This window comes from Metabacillus arenae (genome assembly GCF_014773385.1).
Lineage (GTDB): Bacteria > Bacillota > Bacilli > Bacillales > Bacillaceae > Metabacillus_D > Metabacillus_D arenae.
This window is the reverse complement of record NZ_JACXAI010000003.1, coordinates 220,068-240,106: the sequence shown is the minus strand read 5'-3', so window position 1 is coordinate 240,106 and position 20,039 is coordinate 220,068. Positions and strand designations below refer to the sequence as shown.

Annotated in this window: 20 protein-coding genes and 3 pseudogenes; 16 read left to right on the top strand and 7 right to left on the bottom strand. The window is 39.7% G+C overall.

Features of this window, described 5'->3' with window-relative positions; all coding sequences use genetic code 11:
- Position 1 precedes the first annotated feature (1 nt).
- Both IC621_RS04310 and lsrF read left to right on the top strand, forming a co-directional pair.
- Positions 2–367, top strand: coding sequence for a cupin domain-containing protein (locus IC621_RS04310; RefSeq protein WP_191156066.1), 366 nt, complete (start codon positions 2–4; stop codon positions 365–367).
- A 2-nt stretch (positions 368–369) separates the two neighbouring features.
- Positions 370–1,161, top strand: coding sequence for a 3-hydroxy-5-phosphonooxypentane-2,4-dione thiolase (gene lsrF, locus IC621_RS04305; RefSeq protein ID WP_191156064.1), 792 nt, complete (start codon positions 370–372; stop codon positions 1,159–1,161).
- A 247-nt stretch (positions 1,162–1,408) separates the two neighbouring features.
- Here the strand turns inward: lsrF and IC621_RS04300 are convergent, their stop codons facing one another.
- Together IC621_RS04300 and IC621_RS04295 are read right to left on the bottom strand one after the other, a co-directional pair.
- Complete coding sequence (locus IC621_RS04300; RefSeq protein WP_191156062.1) at positions 1,409–2,515, bottom strand: Ada metal-binding domain-containing protein; 1,107 nt, start codon at positions 2,513–2,515, stop codon at positions 1,409–1,411.
- A gap of 332 nt (positions 2,516–2,847) precedes the next feature.
- Entirely contained in the window at positions 2,848–3,741 is an 894-nt protein-coding gene (locus tag IC621_RS04295; protein ID WP_191156060.1) for an AraC family transcriptional regulator, read from the bottom strand.
- A gap of 144 nt (positions 3,742–3,885) precedes the next feature.
- Here IC621_RS04295 and melA point away from each other — a divergent pair, with 144 nt between their 5' ends.
- Complete coding sequence (melA, locus tag IC621_RS04290) at positions 3,886–5,187, top strand: alpha-glucosidase/alpha-galactosidase (protein WP_191156058.1); 1,302 nt, start codon at positions 3,886–3,888, stop codon at positions 5,185–5,187.
- 255 nt (positions 5,188–5,442) lie between these two features.
- On the opposite strand, the pseudogene IC621_RS04285 reads toward melA, so the two are convergent.
- From IC621_RS04285 to madL, 3 genes and pseudogenes are all read right to left on the bottom strand, one after another.
- A pseudogene (locus IC621_RS04285) lies at positions 5,443–5,601 on the bottom strand (IS5/IS1182 family transposase); the annotation flags it as partial.
- Between the two features lie 335 nt (positions 5,602–5,936).
- Positions 5,937–6,701, bottom strand: coding sequence for a malonate transporter subunit MadM (gene madM / locus IC621_RS04280; protein WP_191156056.1), 765 nt, complete (start codon positions 6,699–6,701; stop codon positions 5,937–5,939).
- Positions 6,682–7,110: a malonate transporter subunit MadL gene (gene madL / locus IC621_RS04275; protein ID WP_191156054.1), complete on the bottom strand. Its 429-nt coding sequence runs from the start codon at positions 7,108–7,110 to the stop codon at positions 6,682–6,684. The genes madM and madL overlap by 20 nt, the downstream gene beginning before the upstream one ends.
- A gap of 251 nt (positions 7,111–7,361) precedes the next feature.
- On the opposite strand from madL, the gene IC621_RS04270 reads away from it, so the two are divergent.
- From IC621_RS04270 to IC621_RS04240, 7 genes are all read left to right on the top strand, one after another.
- Positions 7,362–8,009, top strand: a complete 648-nt coding sequence (locus IC621_RS04270) for a GntR family transcriptional regulator (protein WP_191156052.1) — start codon at positions 7,362–7,364, stop codon at positions 8,007–8,009.
- 21 nt (positions 8,010–8,030) lie between these two features.
- On the top strand, positions 8,031–8,960 hold the full coding sequence (mdcH, locus tag IC621_RS04265) for a malonate decarboxylase subunit epsilon (RefSeq protein WP_191156050.1): 930 nt from the start codon (positions 8,031–8,033) through the stop codon (positions 8,958–8,960).
- Between the two features lie 210 nt (positions 8,961–9,170).
- Positions 9,171–10,832 carry a malonate decarboxylase subunit alpha gene (mdcA, locus tag IC621_RS04260; RefSeq protein WP_191156048.1) on the top strand — a complete coding sequence of 554 codons (1,662 nt, stop codon included), beginning with the start codon at positions 9,171–9,173 and terminating at the stop codon, positions 10,830–10,832.
- A complete protein-coding gene (locus IC621_RS04255) occupies positions 10,801–11,721 on the top strand; it encodes a triphosphoribosyl-dephospho-CoA synthase (RefSeq protein ID WP_318153002.1) in 921 nt (306 codons plus the stop codon). The genes mdcA and IC621_RS04255 overlap by 32 nt, the downstream gene beginning before the upstream one ends.
- A 213-nt stretch (positions 11,722–11,934) precedes the next feature.
- Complete coding sequence (locus tag IC621_RS04250; RefSeq protein WP_191156046.1) at positions 11,935–12,246, top strand: malonate decarboxylase subunit delta; 312 nt, start codon at positions 11,935–11,937, stop codon at positions 12,244–12,246.
- Entirely contained in the window at positions 12,224–13,909 is a 1,686-nt protein-coding gene (gene mdcD, locus IC621_RS04245; RefSeq protein ID WP_191156043.1) for a biotin-independent malonate decarboxylase subunit beta, read from the top strand. The genes IC621_RS04250 and mdcD overlap by 23 nt, the downstream gene beginning before the upstream one ends.
- Positions 13,900–14,523, top strand: a complete 624-nt coding sequence (locus IC621_RS04240; RefSeq protein WP_191156041.1) for a malonate decarboxylase holo-ACP synthase — start codon at positions 13,900–13,902, stop codon at positions 14,521–14,523. Before mdcD ends, IC621_RS04240 begins: the two co-directional genes overlap by 10 nt.
- Before the next feature lie 139 nt (positions 14,524–14,662).
- Here the strand turns inward: IC621_RS04240 and IC621_RS04235 are convergent.
- Positions 14,663–15,126, bottom strand: a pseudogene (locus IC621_RS04235) (transposase); the annotation flags it as partial.
- Positions 15,127–15,152: 26 nt separating this feature from the next.
- Here IC621_RS04235 and IC621_RS04230 point away from each other — a divergent pair.
- The 6 genes from IC621_RS04230 to IC621_RS04205 all read left to right on the top strand — a co-directional run bounded on the left by IC621_RS04230 (position 15,153) and on the right by IC621_RS04205 (position 19,384).
- Positions 15,153–15,356 (top strand): hypothetical protein, encoded by a 204-nt coding sequence (locus IC621_RS04230; protein WP_191156037.1) that lies wholly within the window; start codon positions 15,153–15,155, stop codon positions 15,354–15,356.
- Positions 15,357–15,525: 169 nt separating this feature from the next.
- Positions 15,526–15,960: a YciI family protein gene (locus tag IC621_RS04225; protein WP_191156035.1), complete on the top strand. Its 435-nt coding sequence runs from the start codon at positions 15,526–15,528 to the stop codon at positions 15,958–15,960.
- The gene (locus IC621_RS04220; RefSeq protein ID WP_191156033.1) at positions 15,957–17,210 is read left to right on the top strand and encodes an RNA polymerase sigma factor; all 1,254 of its coding nucleotides are present in this window, start codon (positions 15,957–15,959) and stop codon (positions 17,208–17,210) included. The genes IC621_RS04225 and IC621_RS04220 overlap by 4 nt, the downstream gene beginning before the upstream one ends.
- A gap of 128 nt (positions 17,211–17,338) precedes the next feature.
- A complete protein-coding gene (locus tag IC621_RS04215) occupies positions 17,339–17,770 on the top strand; it encodes a YciI family protein (protein ID WP_191156032.1) in 432 nt (143 codons plus the stop codon).
- Positions 17,771–17,857: 87 nt separating this feature from the next.
- Positions 17,858–18,466: a dihydrofolate reductase family protein gene (locus IC621_RS04210; RefSeq protein WP_191156030.1), complete on the top strand. Its 609-nt coding sequence runs from the start codon at positions 17,858–17,860 to the stop codon at positions 18,464–18,466.
- A gap of 93 nt (positions 18,467–18,559) precedes the next feature.
- Entirely contained in the window at positions 18,560–19,384 is an 825-nt protein-coding gene (locus tag IC621_RS04205) for a phosphotransferase family protein (RefSeq protein ID WP_191156029.1), read from the top strand.
- A 154-nt stretch (positions 19,385–19,538) separates the two neighbouring features.
- Here the strand turns inward: IC621_RS04205 and IC621_RS26335 are convergent.
- Positions 19,539–19,749, bottom strand: a pseudogene (locus IC621_RS26335) (IS66 family transposase); the annotation flags it as partial.
- Positions 19,750–20,039: the final 290 nt, after the last annotated feature.

Here is a 20,039-nt window from a genome sequence, read left to right as displayed (position 1 = left end):
AGTGAAGAAAGTAAATGAACAGGATTTTAAATACAGATTTGGTGACAATGGGCCAAAGTACTTATCAAAGGGCCCTAACGTCGATGTTGGTGTTGTCGTTTTAAAGCCTGGTCAGGATTTTCCTAACCATTATCATACAGTTTGTGAAGAAATCTTTTATATTCTTGAAGGGGAAATTGACTTCTATATTAATGAAAAACGAGTGCCTGCGAGGCCTGGTGATATGATTCAATGTCGTCCAAAAGATTCTCATTATCTTATCAATACATCTAACGAATACTTTAAAGCCATCTTTATAAAATCGCCGCATATATCAGAAAAGGATTCCGTTGTAATTGATAAACCTATTATAAAAGGAGTGGAATAGCAATGAGCTGGGGATTTCAAAACCGCATAAAGAAAATTTTGCCAAATGGCAGAGCTGTTATGCTCGCGATTGACCATGGCTATTTCTTGGGACCTATATCAGGTCTGGAAAAACCGGGTGAAACTGTAAAAAACCTTTTGCCTTATACTGACTCCTTATACTTAACAAGAGGAACACTTGCCGCATGTATTCCTGAAGATACCGAAAAACCGATGGTGCTTCGCGTTTCAGGAGGCCCTACTGTAGTTGGTAAAGACTTAGCCAATGAAACAATTGTCACTCCTGTTAAGGAAGCGATTCGGCATAACGTAGTTGGAGTTGGTGTATCAATTTTTGTAGGCTCTGAATATGAAACACAAACCGTTACCAATTTAGCTAATGCTGTTACAGAAGCACATGATTATGGGATACCTGTCCTCGGAATTACCGCAGTAGGAAAAGAGCTTGAAAAAAGGGATGCCCGCTTTCTAGCATTAGCGTCACGCGTAGCAGCTGAAATGGGGGCCGATATTGTAAAAACGTATTATTGCGATGATTTTGAACAGGTTACAAGCAAGTGTCCAGTACCAATCGTGATCGCAGGTGGTCCTAAATTCGATACAATAAAAGAAGCGCTTGACATTACGTACAATGCACTAAATCAAGGAGCAGCAGGAGTGGATATGGGAAGAAACATCTGGCAATCCGAACAGCCGCTTGCCATGATGAAGGCGATCCATTCGATCGTCCATAAAGGATACAGTGTAAACGAAGCGGTTGAATTATATGAATCTGAGTCAAATAGGAAAGCATAATAATCGTTTAAACAAAAAAACTCATGAGTTTAATTTTTCATGGGTTTTTCATTTGTGGTTTCCGAAAGTATAAGTAAATTAAAGTGTTAATGCGTTAAAGTAATTTATCATTGTCTAGTTCCAGGCGCCATCAGCCCTTAGGTCATAAGCCAATCCGTCAAAAAGGGTATAGTACAACCTTTCTGCCGGTTCGCCCGAATGTTTGTCGCCGAATGACTAGCGCCCCTGAGTTTTTCGTTCGAAACTACTAATATAGCACCCTCCATAAATAAAACGTTGCGTATGACTCCCAATTTGTCCAAGTTAAAGAGAGTTTTTTGATTTCTTCTTTAGTAGGTTTGTTCTCTGTCCCTAAAACGAGCTTTATTGAGTTATGGAGACCAACATCATCAATTGGAAATGCTGATGGAAATCTAAGGCAGCGCATCAAGACATAGTTTGCAGTCCACGGTCCAATTCCACGTATACTTACCAGACGTTTTTCAGCTGTTTTATAATCTCCAGCTTCCAGCAATAAATTTTTGGAGAGGATTCCTTCGGATAAAAGCTTTGCGACTCCAATCAAATATTCACTCTTTTTAACAGTCATTTTTAAATCAGCCAGATCGTTTACGGTCAATGCAGCTATTTCATTAGGGGATGGAAATATCCAATAGGTTTGTCCATTCCATTTTATGTGCCGGCCAAAGGATTCTACAAAACGCCTTTTCAATGTGTAAGCATAGGTAAGGTTTATTTGTTGTCCAATAATTCCCCAACACAATGCCTCGAATAGATCAGGTATTCCGACATTGCGCAACCCATAAAATTCACTTACAGGTTTTTTCAGCAGACTATCATTTTTTGCTAATTCATAAAAAGGAACTAAATCAGTATCCAAATCAAACCATTCTCTAACATACCGGGCTACTTCAGCTCGAACCCATTTACGTGAAGGTGTAGTGTTTCCTAAAAACCGTATTGTAAGTACATTTTCATTTTCACAACTTACCTCAATTAAAGGAATTTCATCTTCTATAGGAATGGCCCGATAGATCTTGTTATCCTTAATTTCAAACATACATTCATTAGGAGACCTTGACAGATACTTTAAGTTTTCAACAAAGCTAAACTCTTTTGGAACAATCACATTTATTTTTTGTTGATGATCTTCCCATGCTCCATGCAGGATACCTGAATAACAATTTTTACAGGTGCAGAACCCAGCTTTTTCGGCTTCAGCCCTAGACATTAGTTTAATAGTGTTTTCAGGCTTTGGTTTTCTTCTACACCAAGGGAAACAATAAATTTTCATTGTTTTTACACCTATAAAATATGGAGCATCCCATTCTTTGGACTTAACATTATCGTTCATTATAATCCTCCTAGTATACGAACAGAAAGACAGAAAGAGCTAGAATTCCAATTGGCTGGGACCTTCAATAATTCACTCTAGACTTCACTCTATCCATACTTCACATTTATTTTTATCACAATTTGGGTTAGATAACTTTTGAAATCTTGCTCTTTTATTCGAGAATGCTAATTAAAAGGGGGAGAGGCAGCATCGTCGATATTCAATAAATAGAATTGAGTGATCATCTTTTTTAACTACACATCACTCATTTCCTCAGTGCCAATTACTGTGTTCATCATACAAGATTTTAAAGAATGATAATCGATTCTCCTATCAATAGTAAATCTACTCTAATCTATAATTAAATGATTAAATGGTACAGGAGAGTTCTTTTGTCTGAATTGACCAGGTGAAGTACCAACTATTTTACGGAATACTTTATAAAAATAATTAGCATCAGCAAATCCAACTTGTTCTGAAATATCCTTAATGGTATTATCTGTATGCTGTAAGAAGTGGAAAGCTTTTTCAATTCTATATTTTGTTAGATATTGTAATGGTGAGGTATGCATAGATTCTTTGAATTTTTTAATAAAATAGTATTTTGATAAGTTTGCTTCTGTTGCGAGATCCTCTAATGTTAGAGGTTTATGATACTGTGTTTGCATGTATACTAATGCCCTATTAATATTTTCCGGTATCTCTCTATTTTGCTTCGAGCGGTTATGAAAATACCGGTAGCATTCCGTAACAAATTCGTATGCCTTTAACGAGTTAATGTAAGGGTCATTTATTTTCCCCTCAGTTGTATCCTGAAAGACCGATAATAAGTACTGAATAAGTGAAGAATCTGAAGGAAATTCAAGAACATGGCCATATGTTTGATTAATAAAATTCCAACATTTTTTTGCCTCTTGGCCACGTAAGGTGATATAGATGAATTGCCACTTTTCACTTTCTTCTGGGAGATAATATCGATTGTCGCCAGGAACACCTGCTATAAAAGCTTTTCCCGGCGATACTTCATATTCCACGTTATTCATTTCAAATACTCCTCTGCCTGAAAGAGTGTATTGAAAGATATAAGTTTCCATATCCCCTCGTTTTCTGCCATCCCAATAGTATTCGCGTGAAGTCCGTTCCTCACAACCTATTACATGAATTGCAGCTATATCATTTTGTTGGATATCTTGGAAACAAAAGCCGTAGGAGTCATTTCGGTCTTTATTTGATTTTATAAGCAATATTTTACCCTCCATTCACACTTTATTACCGTTGTGATAGCTTGTATTCCATCATACTATTATTATAACGTAATTAGTTTGAAGCTTCATTATTAATAGTTACGTATAAGGTTGAACAATTTTTTTCTATTGGAGGGAAAATGAATGTCAAAAATTACATTTTTAGGTGCAGGTAGTACAGTATTTGCAAAAAACATTCTTGGAGATTGTATGTTTGTTCCTGAGTTAGAAGGTTTTGAATTCGCATTATATGATATAGACGAACAGCGGTTAAGGGATTCAGAAAAAATGTTGAATAACCTTAAGGAATCCCTACAGAAAAATATTTCGATTCATGCATATTTAGATCGTAAGGATGCACTTCAAAATGCCAAATACGTGATTAATGCAATTCAAGTTGGCGGTTACAAACCAAGTACAGTCATTGATTTTGAAATACCAAAAAAATATGGTCTAAGGCAAACTATAGCAGATACTGTAGGAATTGGAGGCATTTTTAGAAATCTACGAACAATTCCAGTTATGTTGGATTTTGCAAAAGATATGGAAGAAGTATGTCCGAATGCTTTATTTCTAAATTATACAAATCCAATGGCAGTATTAACCGGCGTAATGAATCGCTTTACTGCTATCAATACAGTTGGGTTGTGTCATAGTGTACAGGCTTGTACAAAACACTTATTTAATGGACTAGATATGGATCTAAATGGGATTGAAGAAAAAATTGCCGGAATAAACCACATGGCTTGGTTATTAGAAATAAAGCGTAATGGAGAGGATCTCTATCCAGAAATAAAACGACGTGCAAAAGAAAAGCAAAAAACAAAGCACGATGATATGGTACGTTTTGAGCTGATGGATAAATTCGGATATTATGTGACAGAATCATCTGAACATAATGCTGAATATCATCCATATTTTATAAAATCCAGGTACCCAGAACTTATTGAAAAACTTAATATTCCATTAGATGAATATCCACGTCGTTGTGAAGATCAAATAAATAGATGGGAAACAATGAGAAAGGACTTAGTGAATAATAAAGAATTAAGCCATACAAGATCAAATGAATATGGTTCACGAATAATTGAGGCAATTGAAACAAATAATCCATTCAAGTTTGGTGGAAATGTCTTAAACACTGGAAGGCTTATAAGCAATTTACCGGAAAAAGCATGTGTAGAGGTACCTTGTATTGCTGATCGGAGTGGTGTAAGTCCTACTTATGTTGGTGACCTTCCAGAACAACTCGCTGCATTAAATCGTACGAATATTAATACTCAATTACTTACAATTGAAGCAGCAATTACTCGTAAAAAGGAATATATTTATCAAGCTGCTATGCTTGACCCACACACTGCAGCTGAATTATCTCTTGATGATATTGTTTCACTTTGCAATGATCTAATAGAAGCTCACGGAGAATGGCTACCGGAATTTAAATAAAGTTATTCTGGCTCTATACAACATCAAGGGAAAATGCCAAATTCTTGTAAGGCTATAAGAGGTTCAATTCCCAAAAGAGCCACCCCTTGGTAACACAGAAGAAACTGTGAAATTGGGAATAATATGATATGTAGCATTGAAAATGTATAGGAAAGCCTACCTTTTCGGCAAAAATTCGAATGTCGTATAGCTTAATCCATATCCAAATGGGAATAATGGCTCAACATTTTTTGGTAGATTCCGCAATGGCAATACGTCTGCGGCGGCAATGAAAGAATAGGAAAACTGTTTTGTACGTTCGTCTTTAACGTAGTAACCACTCTCTGGATCGGTTGTGCTTTCTTTGATTTCCTTCGATTCTTCTTTCTCAAACTTATCCGGTGGGAACGGTTTTTTCCCATGATTTTCACGGTCTTGGACGGCCACCACCTTTGTAGGGTTCAACCAACAAAGAGTCGTTTAGCTTTTCGACGGCTTCATGAACAATAGTTGATAGGTGATTTTGCGGAATAAGAATTTCAAGGTCTAATGGAAGAACTAACTGATTCATGTTATAATTAACGAAAGAGATTTGATCATATTTCATAAAATCTTTGATAATTTTGTGTGGCAACTTCATTATACAAAGAGGAACGATTTTTTTGTTTTTTTATGCTTAAAACAAAAGGGACTAAACCCAAAAATCTAATTATCTAGACTTTTGGGTCAGCCTCTTTTCACTACTATTAATATATGATTCTTACTTTGTTTTATCCAAAAAGGGCTCTAGTTATTAAAAAGAGAATCGATGGCGCCATCAAACAGCCGAGACCTGTATAAAATGTTGCTGTCACAGCACCATAGGGGACTAGTTTTGGATCTGTTGCAGCTAATCCACCAGCTACACCGCTGGTTGTTCCCATTAATCCTCCGTAAACCATTGCTGTACGGGGATTATTTAGCCCTATGTATTTCGCAATAAATGGTGTTCCGATCATAGTTAAGATTGATTTTACAAGACCTGCAGCAATGCTGATTGTTATTACTTCAGAACTTGCTCCAATTGCAGCACCGGTGACTGGTCCTACAATATATGTTGCGGTACCTGCACCGATCGTTGTGAGGCTTACAGCATCTGAATACCCAAAGGCGAAGGCGATCGCCACACCTACGATAAAAGAAAGGATTACACCAATAAATAGTGAAGCAATCCCATTGAGCCCAGCTTTTTTTATTTCATCAAAATTTGCACCGAACGCAGTAGCTACAATTGCAAAATCACGAAGCATTCCACCGCCCATTAAACCGATTCCAGCAAAGATGCTAATATCGGATAATCCTTTCTCACCACCTGTTGTAACACCGCCAATATAGGCTAGAAGCAAACCAATAATAATAGCTATAGCCGACCCGTGAATTCTCCCTTTCGTTAATTTATTGGAGATAACATATGCGATGTACATTGTGATCCCTACAATTGCAAAAGAAACGATAAGCTGGTTTTCAATAAATACATTACTTAATGTTTCGAACATTTGTAGTTTTCCCTCCAATGATATCGTTATCTACAGTGATGTTTTCACTTGATGTTTGGGATTTGCTTTTGCTTAGAATAGGTACAAACATCCAACTAATTAATACTACAGCAATACCGGTAATGATTGCGAGAGGACCGCCATCAAGCGCACCTGCAACATTTTGGTTAGCTGACATAGCAATGACGATTGGAATATACATTGCACTCCAAAAACCTACACCATCTTGAGCAGCTTTGCTTAGCTTGTCACGTTTCTTTAGGTAATCAACGATAAGGACAAGCATTAACATCGCGATTCCTACACCGCCAACATTTGCTTCAATACCAAGTGATAGTCCCATCATTTCACCTAAAAAGATACCAGTCAGCATACAAATCGAAAGCAATGCAACACCGAAAATAACCATGAATTCACCTCACTGTTTTTTGAAGAAAAAACACAGCCGTAATATAGGAATGGCAGCAGGTGTTAGAAAGCGTTTTCAAAATATCGTAGTATAAAGTCGACTGTATTCTAGGGTTAATCATAAAGGTGAAAAATATAAAAATCAAGTATAATTTTGAATTTTTAAAAAATATTGAACTCATCTTTAAATTTTTGTATAATAAAATCGACAGTCGACTATATTCTGTATGCGGTTTAAGGAGGATCTATAGCTTGAAGTCAAAATTTGAAAATAACGCCTTATCTGATTCAATTGCAAAGCATATCACAGAACAAATCATCACAGGTGAACTGAAGCCTGGTGAAAAATTAGTTGAACATATATATGCAGAAGAGTATGGAACAAGCAGGGCACCGGTCCGAGAAGCAATCTATTTACTTGCGATTGAAGGTCTTGTTGAAAGAATTCCTCGTAAAGGTGCAGTTGTAAAAGAATATACCGAAAATGAAATATACGATCTCTTAGAGATTCGAAATATGCTTGAAAACATGGGAATGGATCGTATTAAGAAACATGGAACAAATCAAAACTTGTTAGAAGAAATGAAACAAATTCTAATGCAAATGAAATCAATGGATAATGTTTACACCTATACACAATTAAATCACTCGTTTCATATGTATCTCATCATGATGAGCAAGAGCGAAACAATTAAAAATATGTACTTACGTCTTGGCTGGCCGCTGTTAAGGGTTCAAAGCGTGTCATTCACAAATGAAGGCAATATTGAAAAGTCGATCACAGAGCATGAACTTATCATTCAATTTTTAGAAGAACAAAAACTTGACGAGTTATCAAAGTTATTGGCTAAGCATAATGAAGACGTCATATTAAGTGTTCAAAAAATGCTTCGTTCCTAGTTGATTGGTGGAGGTGACATTGTGAAACTTGCCTTTTTGTTTCCCGGTCAGGGCTCACAACGACCTGGGATGCTAGATGACTTGCCGAAGTGTAATGCAGTGGAAAATGTACTAGAAACTGCATCCGAAATATTAAATAAAAACGTATACAACTTTCAAACAAAGGAGTCACTTGTATCAACCAAAGCGGTTCAGCTCTCTCTTCTTGCAGCAGAGGTTGCTGCTTTTAAAGCGTTTGAAGCAAAAGGAGTTACCCCTGATTTTGTCGCAGGTCATTCTGTTGGTGCTTTTAGTGCTGCAGTGGCTGCAGGAGCAATTGATTTTAAAGATGCAGTGAAAATCGTCCAATTGCGTGGCCATTTAATGGAACAAGCTCATCCTAATGGTTATGGGATGGGAGTGATTCTCGGTTTAAATGGAACTCAACTTGAAGCTTTTCTTACTGACCATTTCGAAGAAAAAAGTCCAGTATATATTGCGAATCGAAATGCACCAGATCAACTAACGATATCAGGAGCTCTGCCAGGGATACATAGGATTTTAAAAATCGCAGAGGAAAATGGTGCACGCTGTGCTTCCCTGTTAAACGTTTCAACACCATCACATTGTCCATTATTAGCTCCTGTTTCAGAAGCACTTGCTTATGCGCTTCATGATATTACATTTAAACGGCCGAAAATACCTTATGCAGGAAATCGTCGGGCAAGGCTATTAAATGATCCTGAGGAAATTCGTCTTGATCTTGCTGAAAGTGTTTCTTCCGCTGTTCAGTGGCATGATGCAGCTACGATTCTATATGAAAAAGGCGCCAGGTTATTTATCGAAATGCCACCAGGAACCATTTTGTCAAATCTGGCAGCAAGGGCCTTTCCCGAAGCAAGAATTCTTTCTGTTGATGGAAATGGATTTGACGATTGTCAGTATGTTGCAAAGCGTGAACGAAAGAAATAAGTAAGACTTCCATCGGTAGGGGTTTTTTTGTCCCCACTGATGGTTAGCGAAACTTATCACGCTCAGAACGGCCACCTCCTGTGGCTTCGCCTGACTTGGACGTCCTGTCCTTCGTCGGATTTTTACAGGCAGTTATCTCCCGCTAATCTTCTTTTGTTTTTTTAGGGTTTTACTGCCTATTGAGAATGGGATAAACAAGGGGGATTTATGATGGTTATGATAAAACAGGCAGAAGGTCAAAAGAAGTCATGGACAACACGTCTTGACGCAAAAAAGAAGCGAATTGAAAGTGTTAAAGGGTTGGTCGAAGGGATATTAATTCCTACCGAACATATTGTTGATGCAATGGAAAAATTAATTAGACCAGGCGATCGTGTCGTGATGGAAGGAAATAATCAGAAGCAAGCATCGTTTTTATCAGAAGCACTCGCTCAGATCAATCCGAAAAAAGTACATGATTTGCACATGATAATGTCAAGTATTTCAAGACCAGAACATTTGGATTTATTTGAAAAAGGAATCGCCAAAAAAGTGGACTTTGCTTATGCTGGGCCGCAAAGTCTGCGGATGGCCCAAATGCTAGAAGATGGTAAATTAACGATGGGGGAAATCCATACATATATCGAGCTGTATGGTCGCCTTTTCATAGATTTAATCCCATCAGTTGCTTTGGTGGCAGCTGATAAAGCAGATCGAAACGGAAATTTGTATACAGGACCAAATACGGAAGAAACACCAACACTTGTTGAAGCAGCGGCTTTTCGAGATGGGATTGTCATTGCACAGGTGAATGAATTATTAGATGAATTGCCGCGTGTAGATGTTCCGGGTTCTTGGATTGATTTCATCGTTGTTGCTGATCAACCGTACGAATTGGAACCTTTATTTACTCGTGATCCGCGTCACATAACCGATATTCAAGTATTGCAGGCGATGACGGTTATTCGAGGAATTTATGAAAAACATCAGGTACAATCGTTAAACCATGGGATCGGATACAACACGGCTGCTATTGAATTACTATTACCAACCTACGGAGAATCGCTAGGTTTAAAGGGGAAGATATGTAAGCACTGGGCGTTAAATCCGCATCCTACATTAATTCCAGCGATTGAAAGCGGCTGGGTGGAAAGTGTGCATTGTTTTGGCGGAGAGGTTGGTATGGAGAAATATGTTGCCGCACGCCGAGATGTATTTTTTACAGGTCGTGATGGCAGCTTACGATCCAATCGAACCCTATGCCAAATGGCTGGACAATACGCGGTTGATCTATTTATTGGTTCAACATTGCAACTGGATCATGATGGAAATTCTTCAACTGTTACGAGAGGAAGACTTACCGGGTATGGCGGAGCACCTAATATGGGCCATAATCCTGGCGGGCGCCGTCATTCAACACCAGCTTGGTTAAATATGATGACCTCAGAGGATCCCCTTGCATATGGAAAAAAACTAGTCGTCCAAGTAGTTGAGACCTTTCAAGCCGGAAACAAACCAGTTTTTGTCGAGTCACTTGATGCCATTGATGTAAAGAAAGATTCTGGCCTAGCAATAGCACCTGTCATGATTTATGGTGATGATGTCACACATGTTGTCACTGAAGAAGGAATTGCCTATTTATATAAAACAGACAGCATGGAAAAGCGAAGAGAAGCACTCTCAGCAGTCGCTGGAGTTACATCAGTGGGACTAAAGCATGATTCTGCTAAAACAGCTGAATTACGTAGAGAAGGGTTAATTGCACTTCCTGAAGATTTACAGATTCGTAGAACAGATGCCAAGCGTTCATTACTTGCTGCAAAAAGTGTAGAAGAAATTGTTGAATGGTCAGAAGGGTTATATGAACCACCTTCAAAATTTAAAAGCTGGTAAATGCGAGGAGTGGATGGTCATCGATAAACATTTATTCAGTAGGACTGTTGCAGAAATGGCTGTTTGCTCATTAATTGAAGAATTGGAGCTTACACCAAAACCTGGACTTGTTGATCGAAAAAATACAGGTGCACACAAAGATCTAACATTTCAATTAATGACAGATTCAGCCCAATCGCTAAAAAATGCATTTGAAAATATCGCATTCATCAGTTTCGGCAGACAACCTTCACAATCCTTAAGAGAGGAAATTGCGGCGATTGGGAGGGATGGAGAAGCAGCCATGTTTGCCGTAACGTGCGGTGTAAATACGCATAAAGGCGCGATTTGGTCACTTGGCTTACTCACATCGGCGATTTCGGTCGGAACAGGGAACTATTCAGTTGAAGAAATTGTTTCTACAGCAGGTCAACTTGCTCGCTTCCCTGACCGGCAATGTCCCCATACTGTTACAAATGGCAGTAAGGTCATAACAAAATATGGCGTAAATGGTGCAAAAGGAGAGGCACAGCAAGGGTTCCCCCATATTATGAAAATTTCGTTTCCAATGCTGATCCACTCAAGATCGATCGGGATAACGGAGGAGAAAGCTAGGTTAAATGCATTGCTTTCATTAATTGCTCATCTTGATGACACATGTATTTTACACAGAGGTGGGCCTGAAGCTTTATTATTTGCTAAAAAGCAAGCGGCTGCATGTTTAGCTACGAATGATTATTGTTTATTATATATGCTAGATAGTGAGTTTATTAGCCGAAATATATCTCCGGGTGGCAGTGCCGATCTCCTGGCTGCGACACTCTTTTTAAATAAAATTCATTTGATTCATAAAGGTGAAGAAGGGCTGAATGAATACCAATTAAAAAGAAAAGTGGAGGCGTCTGTTTAGCCAAATATGGACTAGAGCTCACTGGATGATGTAAGCCATATGTGGATCGTCCTCGGAAAGTGAAAGCCTGTAGCGGAAATTAACAACCAAGTTTACAGAGCATTTATAAAAAGAAAACTTTGCTAGAGCCATATCTTTAGAACAGAAATAACTACTTCGAAATGCTATTTTTTTTAACTTTCTTAATGTACAAGATTAATGGGGGTGTTTTAGTTGGAGAAAATCACATATTCCTTTCCAGCAACAAAAAAAATTGATCGTTTTGCACATGTAGGAGTTGTGGGCTCAGGGGATCTTGAAGTTATTATGAGACCATCGAGCCATTCACAGACAGACATAACAGTTCGCACTGGTGTTTCGGGTTATAAAAATACATGGGAAGCAGTCATTCACCGGTTTTTTACCATGCATGATATTGCGGCAACCGTGAAAATAAATGATTTCGGTGCAACCCCTGGTGTTGTAAAACTTCGTCTTGAACAGGCGCTGGAGGTGAGTTGTCATGATGAAAACAATAAAAGCTAGTTTTGTAGAATGTAATGCACGTGAAAGAGCTGTTGGTATCTTAGATAATGGGACATTTCGAGAATTGCTTGGTCCTTTGGATGAATTAGAATCTCCCCACTTGGAACCGCAAGGAATCGTGCCGCAAAGTGATGATGGTGTTGTTATCGCAAAAGGTACAATTAACAATCATCCTGCGCTTGTGATCTCTATTGAGGGTAAATTCCAAGGCGGGGGGATTGGTGAAGTGTCTGGTGCAAAAATTGCCGGAGCATTAGAATTGGCCTTGCTAGATTGTGAAGGTGGCAAAAAGGTGATACCTGTTTTTGTCTTCGATACAGGTGGGGTTAGATTACAAGAAGCCAATTATGGTTTACTTTCCATTGCTGAAATCGGAGCAGCTATTGTTGCACTCCGACGCTATGTTCCTGTTATCGGGATTATTCCAGGGAAAATTGGTGCATTTGGCGGAATGTCAATTACGGCGGGTCTTTGCAGCTCGATCATCATGACAAGTGAAGGCAGGCTTGGTTTAAACGGACCAGAGGTCATTGAGCAGGAGGCCGGTATTCGCGAATTCGATTCGAAAGATAAACCGCTAATTTGGAGGACAATCGGGGGGAAACAACGAATAGCTTCCGGCTTTGCTGATGTATTCATTGACGATGATAAAGAGTCGTTAAAAGAAGCTATTTCTTCAATCATAAATAATCATATTTTAAAGGTACCTCGAACTGAACAAATAAGCCGATATGAAACGCTCTTACAATTGGTTGATCCATCTCAAGACTTGTCCCCTGAAAACGTCCGTGAGCTTTGGGGTAAGACTGAAATTACCGTGATCAATAAGCTTTCATCAATTCCAGAAAAAAATAGTCCTTCTGGGCGAGGAAGCACCTGGTTTGATTTATTACGTAATGATGCTCCTGAAATTGGAGACATTCCATCCGTTCGTGTTGCTGACGTGGGAATTGGTGAGAGGAAAGTTCGGTTTATTGCTGTTGTACCAGATTCTCAAAATCGTTTTCCACGTGCGCGAAACGGAGAAATTGGTCTTCTAGAGGGCTGGTCGATTGCCAAGCATATTCGCGAAGTGATCAAAGCAGGTCAAAATAGTGAAAAACGGGCCATTGTAGCCATAATCGATGTACCAAGCCAAGCCTATGGATATCGGGAAGAGCTGCTGGGAATCCATCAAGCTTGTGCCGCTGCTGTTGATGCTTATGCATCTGCAAGATTAAGTGGTCATCCAGTGATTTCATTCATACCAGGAAAGGCTATTTCCGGCGCCTTTTTAGCACACGGAATGCAAGCGAATCGACTAATCGCATTACGTGATGAAGATGTCAATATCCATGTTATGTCTAAACAATCAGCAGCTCGTGTAACAAACCGAAGCCTTGATGAATTGGAAGCTGCAACAAAGAAAGTACCAGCTATGGCCTATGACATCAATTCATTTGAAACGCTCGGGGCATTATTTTCAGTCGTTGAAGGAGTGCAAGCAGATGCTCCTGACATTCAAGATCGCAATAAGATTTACCAAGAAATTGAACATGCGCTGGAAGATATCTTGCATGATCCTTCAAAGGATCTAAGTAGGAGATTAAAATCTTCCTTTGCACAAACGGGCAGAGCTGCTTCAATTTTAGTAAGAGAAAAGTTGAATGAGCAATGGAACTAAATCCTCATGATTTATTAGAAATAAATAATGTGACAGACCTAACAAGTTTTACTCCATTCCCAGAATGGGTAGAAAAATCGATTGCAGCCGCTCCTTTTGTAGTTGTAAGACGTGCCCAGGCAGGTGCAGGTAAAGTTGCCGTTGGTGTACGCGGAACACAAAGGAATGAACGGTTCGCGGCTTTCTTAACAGTGGATCGGATTGTTAGAAGGATTACTCCTGAACAACTCGCTGTTGAAAGGAAATGGGTGAAACAGCAAAAAAATATTTTTCAGTGCTTGGATCAAATCAATGAGTTAATGAATAACTATTCGCTCGTGTGGGGTCCGGCAGGAAGTGTTGGTTTTGAACTAGCCAGCGACAAAGAAACAACGACAAAAACAAGTGACATTGATATCGTGATTCGATTTACTAATCTTCTTACCAAAAAGCTTGCTAGTGAACTTGAAGCAGAATTGAATAAAATAACCATTTGCGTTGATGTGCAAGTTGAAACAGAATACGGTGCTTTTTCGTTAAATGAATATGCAGCAAGTGGAGACAAACCAATCCTAGTTCGTACAATGAATGGCCCTCTGCTGAAGAAAATCGAGAATCATGAAACGGAGATATAAATAGAAGCCAATTACTAATCGATCAGAGGGTGACTCAAAAGGTCGATAAATGATGACCTTTTGAGCACCCTTTTCTATTTTTCTTTGTCGAAATTCAAATAGTGGGGTTTTCAAACAATAAAAAGAGCTATTTCAGCCCTTATTGTCGTCCATTTTTCTCGATTTCTTTATTTCGTTCTATCGCTTTCTGCATTTTCTTACAGTTATGTGCAACGCAAAGAAGCCCCCATTCGACAGAATTTTTTTGGAGACCACGCATCTAAAAGCGTTTGAATTGCTGATTGTGCTTTAGCTGTCCAAATACACTTTCCACATCACATTTTCGTTGGCTATATAGTTTGCGCCCTTCTTCGTCTGAAGTCGTTCACGAATCTCTTTTCTTTGTCTTTGATTTTCTAAAGATATTGTAATTGTTTTTCGATCTTTTCCTTTTGCACAAGTAGATTGAAATGGGCATCCTGTACATTCAAAACAAGAATATCTCCTTTTGGTCGAAACATAACCATTCTCTGACATTTTCGTGGTTTCATACTGGAAAATAAGGCGTTGATCATTTGCAAAAATAAACTCATCTAGCTCTTCATCATACTCCATATTTTCTACGCAATTCACTATGGGACAATTATGGTTTGCAAAGTACACAAATTGGTGACACAGACCCTATAATTTCAGTAAGTGTATATGATGATGGTGACATAACGGAAGTTGAAAATTATTTGGAAAGCAATTTATCTGAAGGGGATTTAGATAACTATAAACTCAATGTATACCAATATTCTTCAGATCCACTGGGATTTCGCGATAATGAAAGAGAAAATTTAGATTTAGATTAAGAAGTATTTAAACATTATCTTATAGAATCGGGCGCTTTTCCCGAAAATTTTTTTATAATCGCTGTCGATCCAATCAAGATTAGTTCGTCGTATAAATAGAAGCAGAATTACCCGAACGCTTTTTACATCGGTATACGAAGCTTCACAATAAAATAGGAGGTAAACACATATGAGATTTATGATCATTGTCAAGGCTACAACAGATTCAGAAGAGAGGGTTATGCCGAGTGAGGAGCTTTATGGTGCCATGCAAAAGTATCACGAGGAATTGGCGAAAGCCGGTGTTTTGCTCGATAGGGCCGGACTGCAGCCAAGTTCAAGCGGAATTCGGATTTCCTATCCGGTACCTGGAGGGAAACCTAAAGTCATTGATGGTCCGTTTACGGAGGCAAAAGAATTAATCGCGGGATATACGCTAATTGAAGTCAAATCGAAAGAAGAAGCAATAGAATGGGCACATCGTTATCCAGATCCCCATGGATTTGGACAAGGGGAGATTGAGCTCAGGCCGTTATATGAAGCGGAGGATCTTACGATTAATCCAGAATTGCTGGAAAAAGATGCAGAACTTGACAAGCAGGTAGGGGAGCAGAAAAAAGCGTGAGTTTGATCGATACACATAGAACGATTGATGCAATATGGAGAATGGAGTCGGCAAAGCTAATTGCGAGTTTAACCCGAATGCTACGGGACGTCGGTGTTGCAGAGGATCTTGCCCACGATGCTTTGGTAATTGCCCTAGAACAATGGCCGGAGATCGGCATTCCAGACAATCCTGGTGCCTGGCTGATGACAACAGCGAAGCGGCGCGCGATCGATCTTATGCGCAGGACTAAGCTACGTGATCAGAAGTATGTAGAGATCGCCCGCAGTATGGATTTATATAACGAGGAAGATATAGATTATGCTTTGGACGGGGAGATTGGTGACGATCTCCTTCGTCTAATTTTTATGACCTGCCATCCAGTGTTATCACAAGATGCCAGAGTTGCTCTAACGCTTCGCCTGTTATGCGGACTTACTACAGATGAAATCGCACGTTCGTTCCTTGTTGCCGAATCAACGATCGCCCAGCGAGTGGTCCGGGCCAAGAGAACCCTTAGGGCCGAGAAGGTTCCTTTTGAGGTGCCTACAGGAGAAGAAAGTAAAGAACGTCTATCTACAGTACTCGAGGTGATTTACCTGATGTTCAATGAAGGGTATTCAGCAACCTCTGGGGATCACTGGATTCGACCGCTGCTATGTCAGGAGGCACTGAGACTCGGACGCGTACTTTCCGAGATTGCACCACATGAATCAGAAGTTTACGGACTGGTTGCCTTAATGGAGATTCAATCTTCTCGTCTTAAAACTCGGGTTAACGCTACAGGTGAACCCATACTTCTGATGGACCAAAATCGGGCTAAGTGGGATAGATTGCTGATCCGTCGTGGATTAGCCGCACTTAAACGCAGCCAGGAGCTTGGAAGCACACTCGGTCCATACGCGTTGCAGGCTGCAATTTCTGCTTGTCATGCGGAAGCTCCTACTGCAGCTGAGACCGATTGGATCCGTATTTCTGCCCTTTATGAAGCACTGTCCAGGGTAAGCCCATCGCCGATCGTCGAATTAAACCGGGCGGTTGCCATATCAATGGCATTTGGACCCTCCTTTGGACTACAGATTGTCGACGAGCTGAGTGCCGAACCTTCCCTTAAGGGATACCATCTAATGCCTAGCGTTAGAGGCGATCTTCTGATCAAGCTAGGGCGGTTCGATGAAGCCCGTACAGAATTTGAACGTGCCGCGTCGATGACCCGGAATGACCGTGAGAAGGAGCTTTTACTGAACCGGGCAAATGAATGTGAGTCCTGAAGCTTCGAAATAACTTTTTTTTCGCAGCTTTGTCGATTACAGAGTTCCCTGTTCGTCGTCATAGTAGGGAAGGGTTAAGTTAGCTCAGCTACTTAAAAAGTCATCTTCCCACAAGGAGGGAAACAATTATGAGATTTATGTTGATTGTCAAGGCAACAGAGTATACAGAGACGGGTGTAAAGTATAGTCGAAAATACACCGATGCAGTAAATGCGTACAAGAAATCATTAGCCAGAGCCGGAGTGTTGCTTGCTACAGAAGAGCTTCAGCCTAGTTCTAACGGGATCAGGATATTATATCCATTACATGGGGGAGAGCCTGAGGTAATTGCTGGACCTTTTACTGTAGGTCAAGAGCTGATTGCAGGATATACTCTGATTGATGTAAGTTCAGAGGATGAGGCAGCAGAATGGGCGCTACAGATGCCGTTTCCAGAAGGATTCGGGGTATTTGAAATTGAGATGCGAATGCTAGAAGAGGAAACGGAAACTATTCACGACCCAAGAACTCTGGCTATGGCAGCCGATTTAGAAGACCAAATCAACATGTTAAAAAAATAAATAACAAAATATAAGAAACGCAACATGCGTAATGATGAGATTATGAGTTTATACAATTCTAAAACTCAAATTGAAAGGATGTAATTAATGCGTAAAATCATTCTATTCATTCACAGTACTTTTAATGGAGTTGTCACTGGCGACCCACGAGAGGACAAAACTAACTACATGGTTTGGACAACTGACGCCGCCTTGGGTTCTGAGTATCTATTAAATAGGTTCGATACAGCTGATACCATTTTGCTTGGCCGCGGAACCTACGAAGACCTCTCTAGAAAGTGGCCGTATATTAAAGACTGGCCAATAAAAGTCAGCGATGTAGGTTCACGCCTGGGTGAAAAGATAAACAACGCCCACAAACTAGTTGTAACCGGCAACCATCCACTCGACGAGCTAAAATGGGGAGAATTTGAAACTCCAAAACAATTGACCGGCAGTAATATAGAAGAGCAAATTAAGGATCTAAAAAATGGTAACGGCGGCGATATTATTATTTTCGGTAGTCCAACGCTCGTGCGATCACTTGCAAACGCAAATCTTATTGACGAATATCAGGTACTCGTGCACCCGGTGGTGGTCAACGTAGGCGAGCATTTGTTTGACAATCTTAAGGAGCGGAAGGACTTCCATCTCGTGGACATCAAAACACTTACGGATGGTTCCCTCTTGGTAACCTACGAACCCGCTAAAGCTTAGCTCAACCGGGCAGAAGAAAAAAGTAATTGGACAACTAAAAACCAAAAACTCCTGGACAATTTGAATTTATCAAAGTCTAATGCGGGGGTATTTATGGATTTTGATAAAATGAAACAGCAGTTGCTTGAACGAAAGCTGGATCTTGTGAAAGCTGAAATGGGTGAACTATCTTATCAAAAATTTGAGTTCATAACCACAGGCTGTGAGAAAGATGTTTTAATTTTTGATAAAAAACCAGTTATTTCCTTCTTCCGTGATGGACTACAGTTAGATGCTTATGGCGTAAGACAGGAACTGATTCACAGGTTAGGAATGCACACAGAGGCAGTTTTGCCAGAATGCTTATATATTTCTCCTACGAAGGATTTCGTTGTGGAAAAATATTTGCCGGGATATCGAATTACACCTCAGTATGTAAAGGTACATCTGGAAAAAGCACAGCGCATAGGAATATCAGTAGGAAGGTTTTTAAGACAGCTTCACATGGCATCAGAACAAGGCTTAGACTTGCAAAGCGGTTTTGCACAGGATATTCGGAAGGACATGGAAGAAGGACTCAGGCTTCTGAAGACTAAACTTTCCGATTCTGAAATGAATCAAGTGAAGGATTTCTTGAATGAATATTATAGAAATTCTGCATCGATTCAGACATATGTTGTTCATGGGGATTTTCATTATGATAATATTTTTTGGGATGAGATTACCAGTCGCCTTGGGGTTATAGAGTTCAGCGAAGGGGGAGTAGAAGACCCCGCCCTGGATTTTATGTATATGTGTTATTATCCCGAAGAATTTCGGCATGCGGTATTTGAAGAATACGGTTCAAAAGATAGCAACCTATATGAAAGAAGCCAAATGTATGATAGAATTTATGGTTTGTATGATATGATTGAAACTATCCAAAATAATCCTCGGTAACCGGATTTTCAAAAAGGATACTTAAGGTTTTTCGAAAAAAGATAGATGGTCCCGGCATGCGTTTTTATTTAACTAAGCAATAGGTTTCAACGTGAGCGTCAAATAGCCCCACCTAGTAATCAGATGGGAGCAGGTATACGGTAGATAGTAAGGGTTATGTTATGCGACATGCAGGTGGCAGCGATGACGACCACTGCATAAAAGGCTCCAGTACTTGCGACTCTTGGAGATCCGCAAGCTGGGGTAACTGTTCAAAGAGGTACATCAAGTACCTGAAACTTTTGTCGCTCGATTACGCTGGAAATCGCTGCGCTTGCCCGTGCTCCCCGTGGTGTATTGGCAAATAACCAGTTCTTACGCCCGATCGTATTATATGGTCAACCAGAAATGACTGGCTGACCATATAATACGAAGGGCGCGATTGTTGAATAAAACTTTATTTTACCCCCATCCAAACAGGACGGGGGTATGTGTATTGGAAGTATTTAACTTAAACAACTTATTATTACCTTGACATTTCCTTATTGCGGGTGGTGTCAGCTTCGCTGGTACTACCACTATTAGTCACTTCTTTGCTCAGCAAACCTCCTACCATTGTTTCGGATATACCTTTGATGGTTCCGCTTATATATTGTATGAACTTAATGTACGCTTA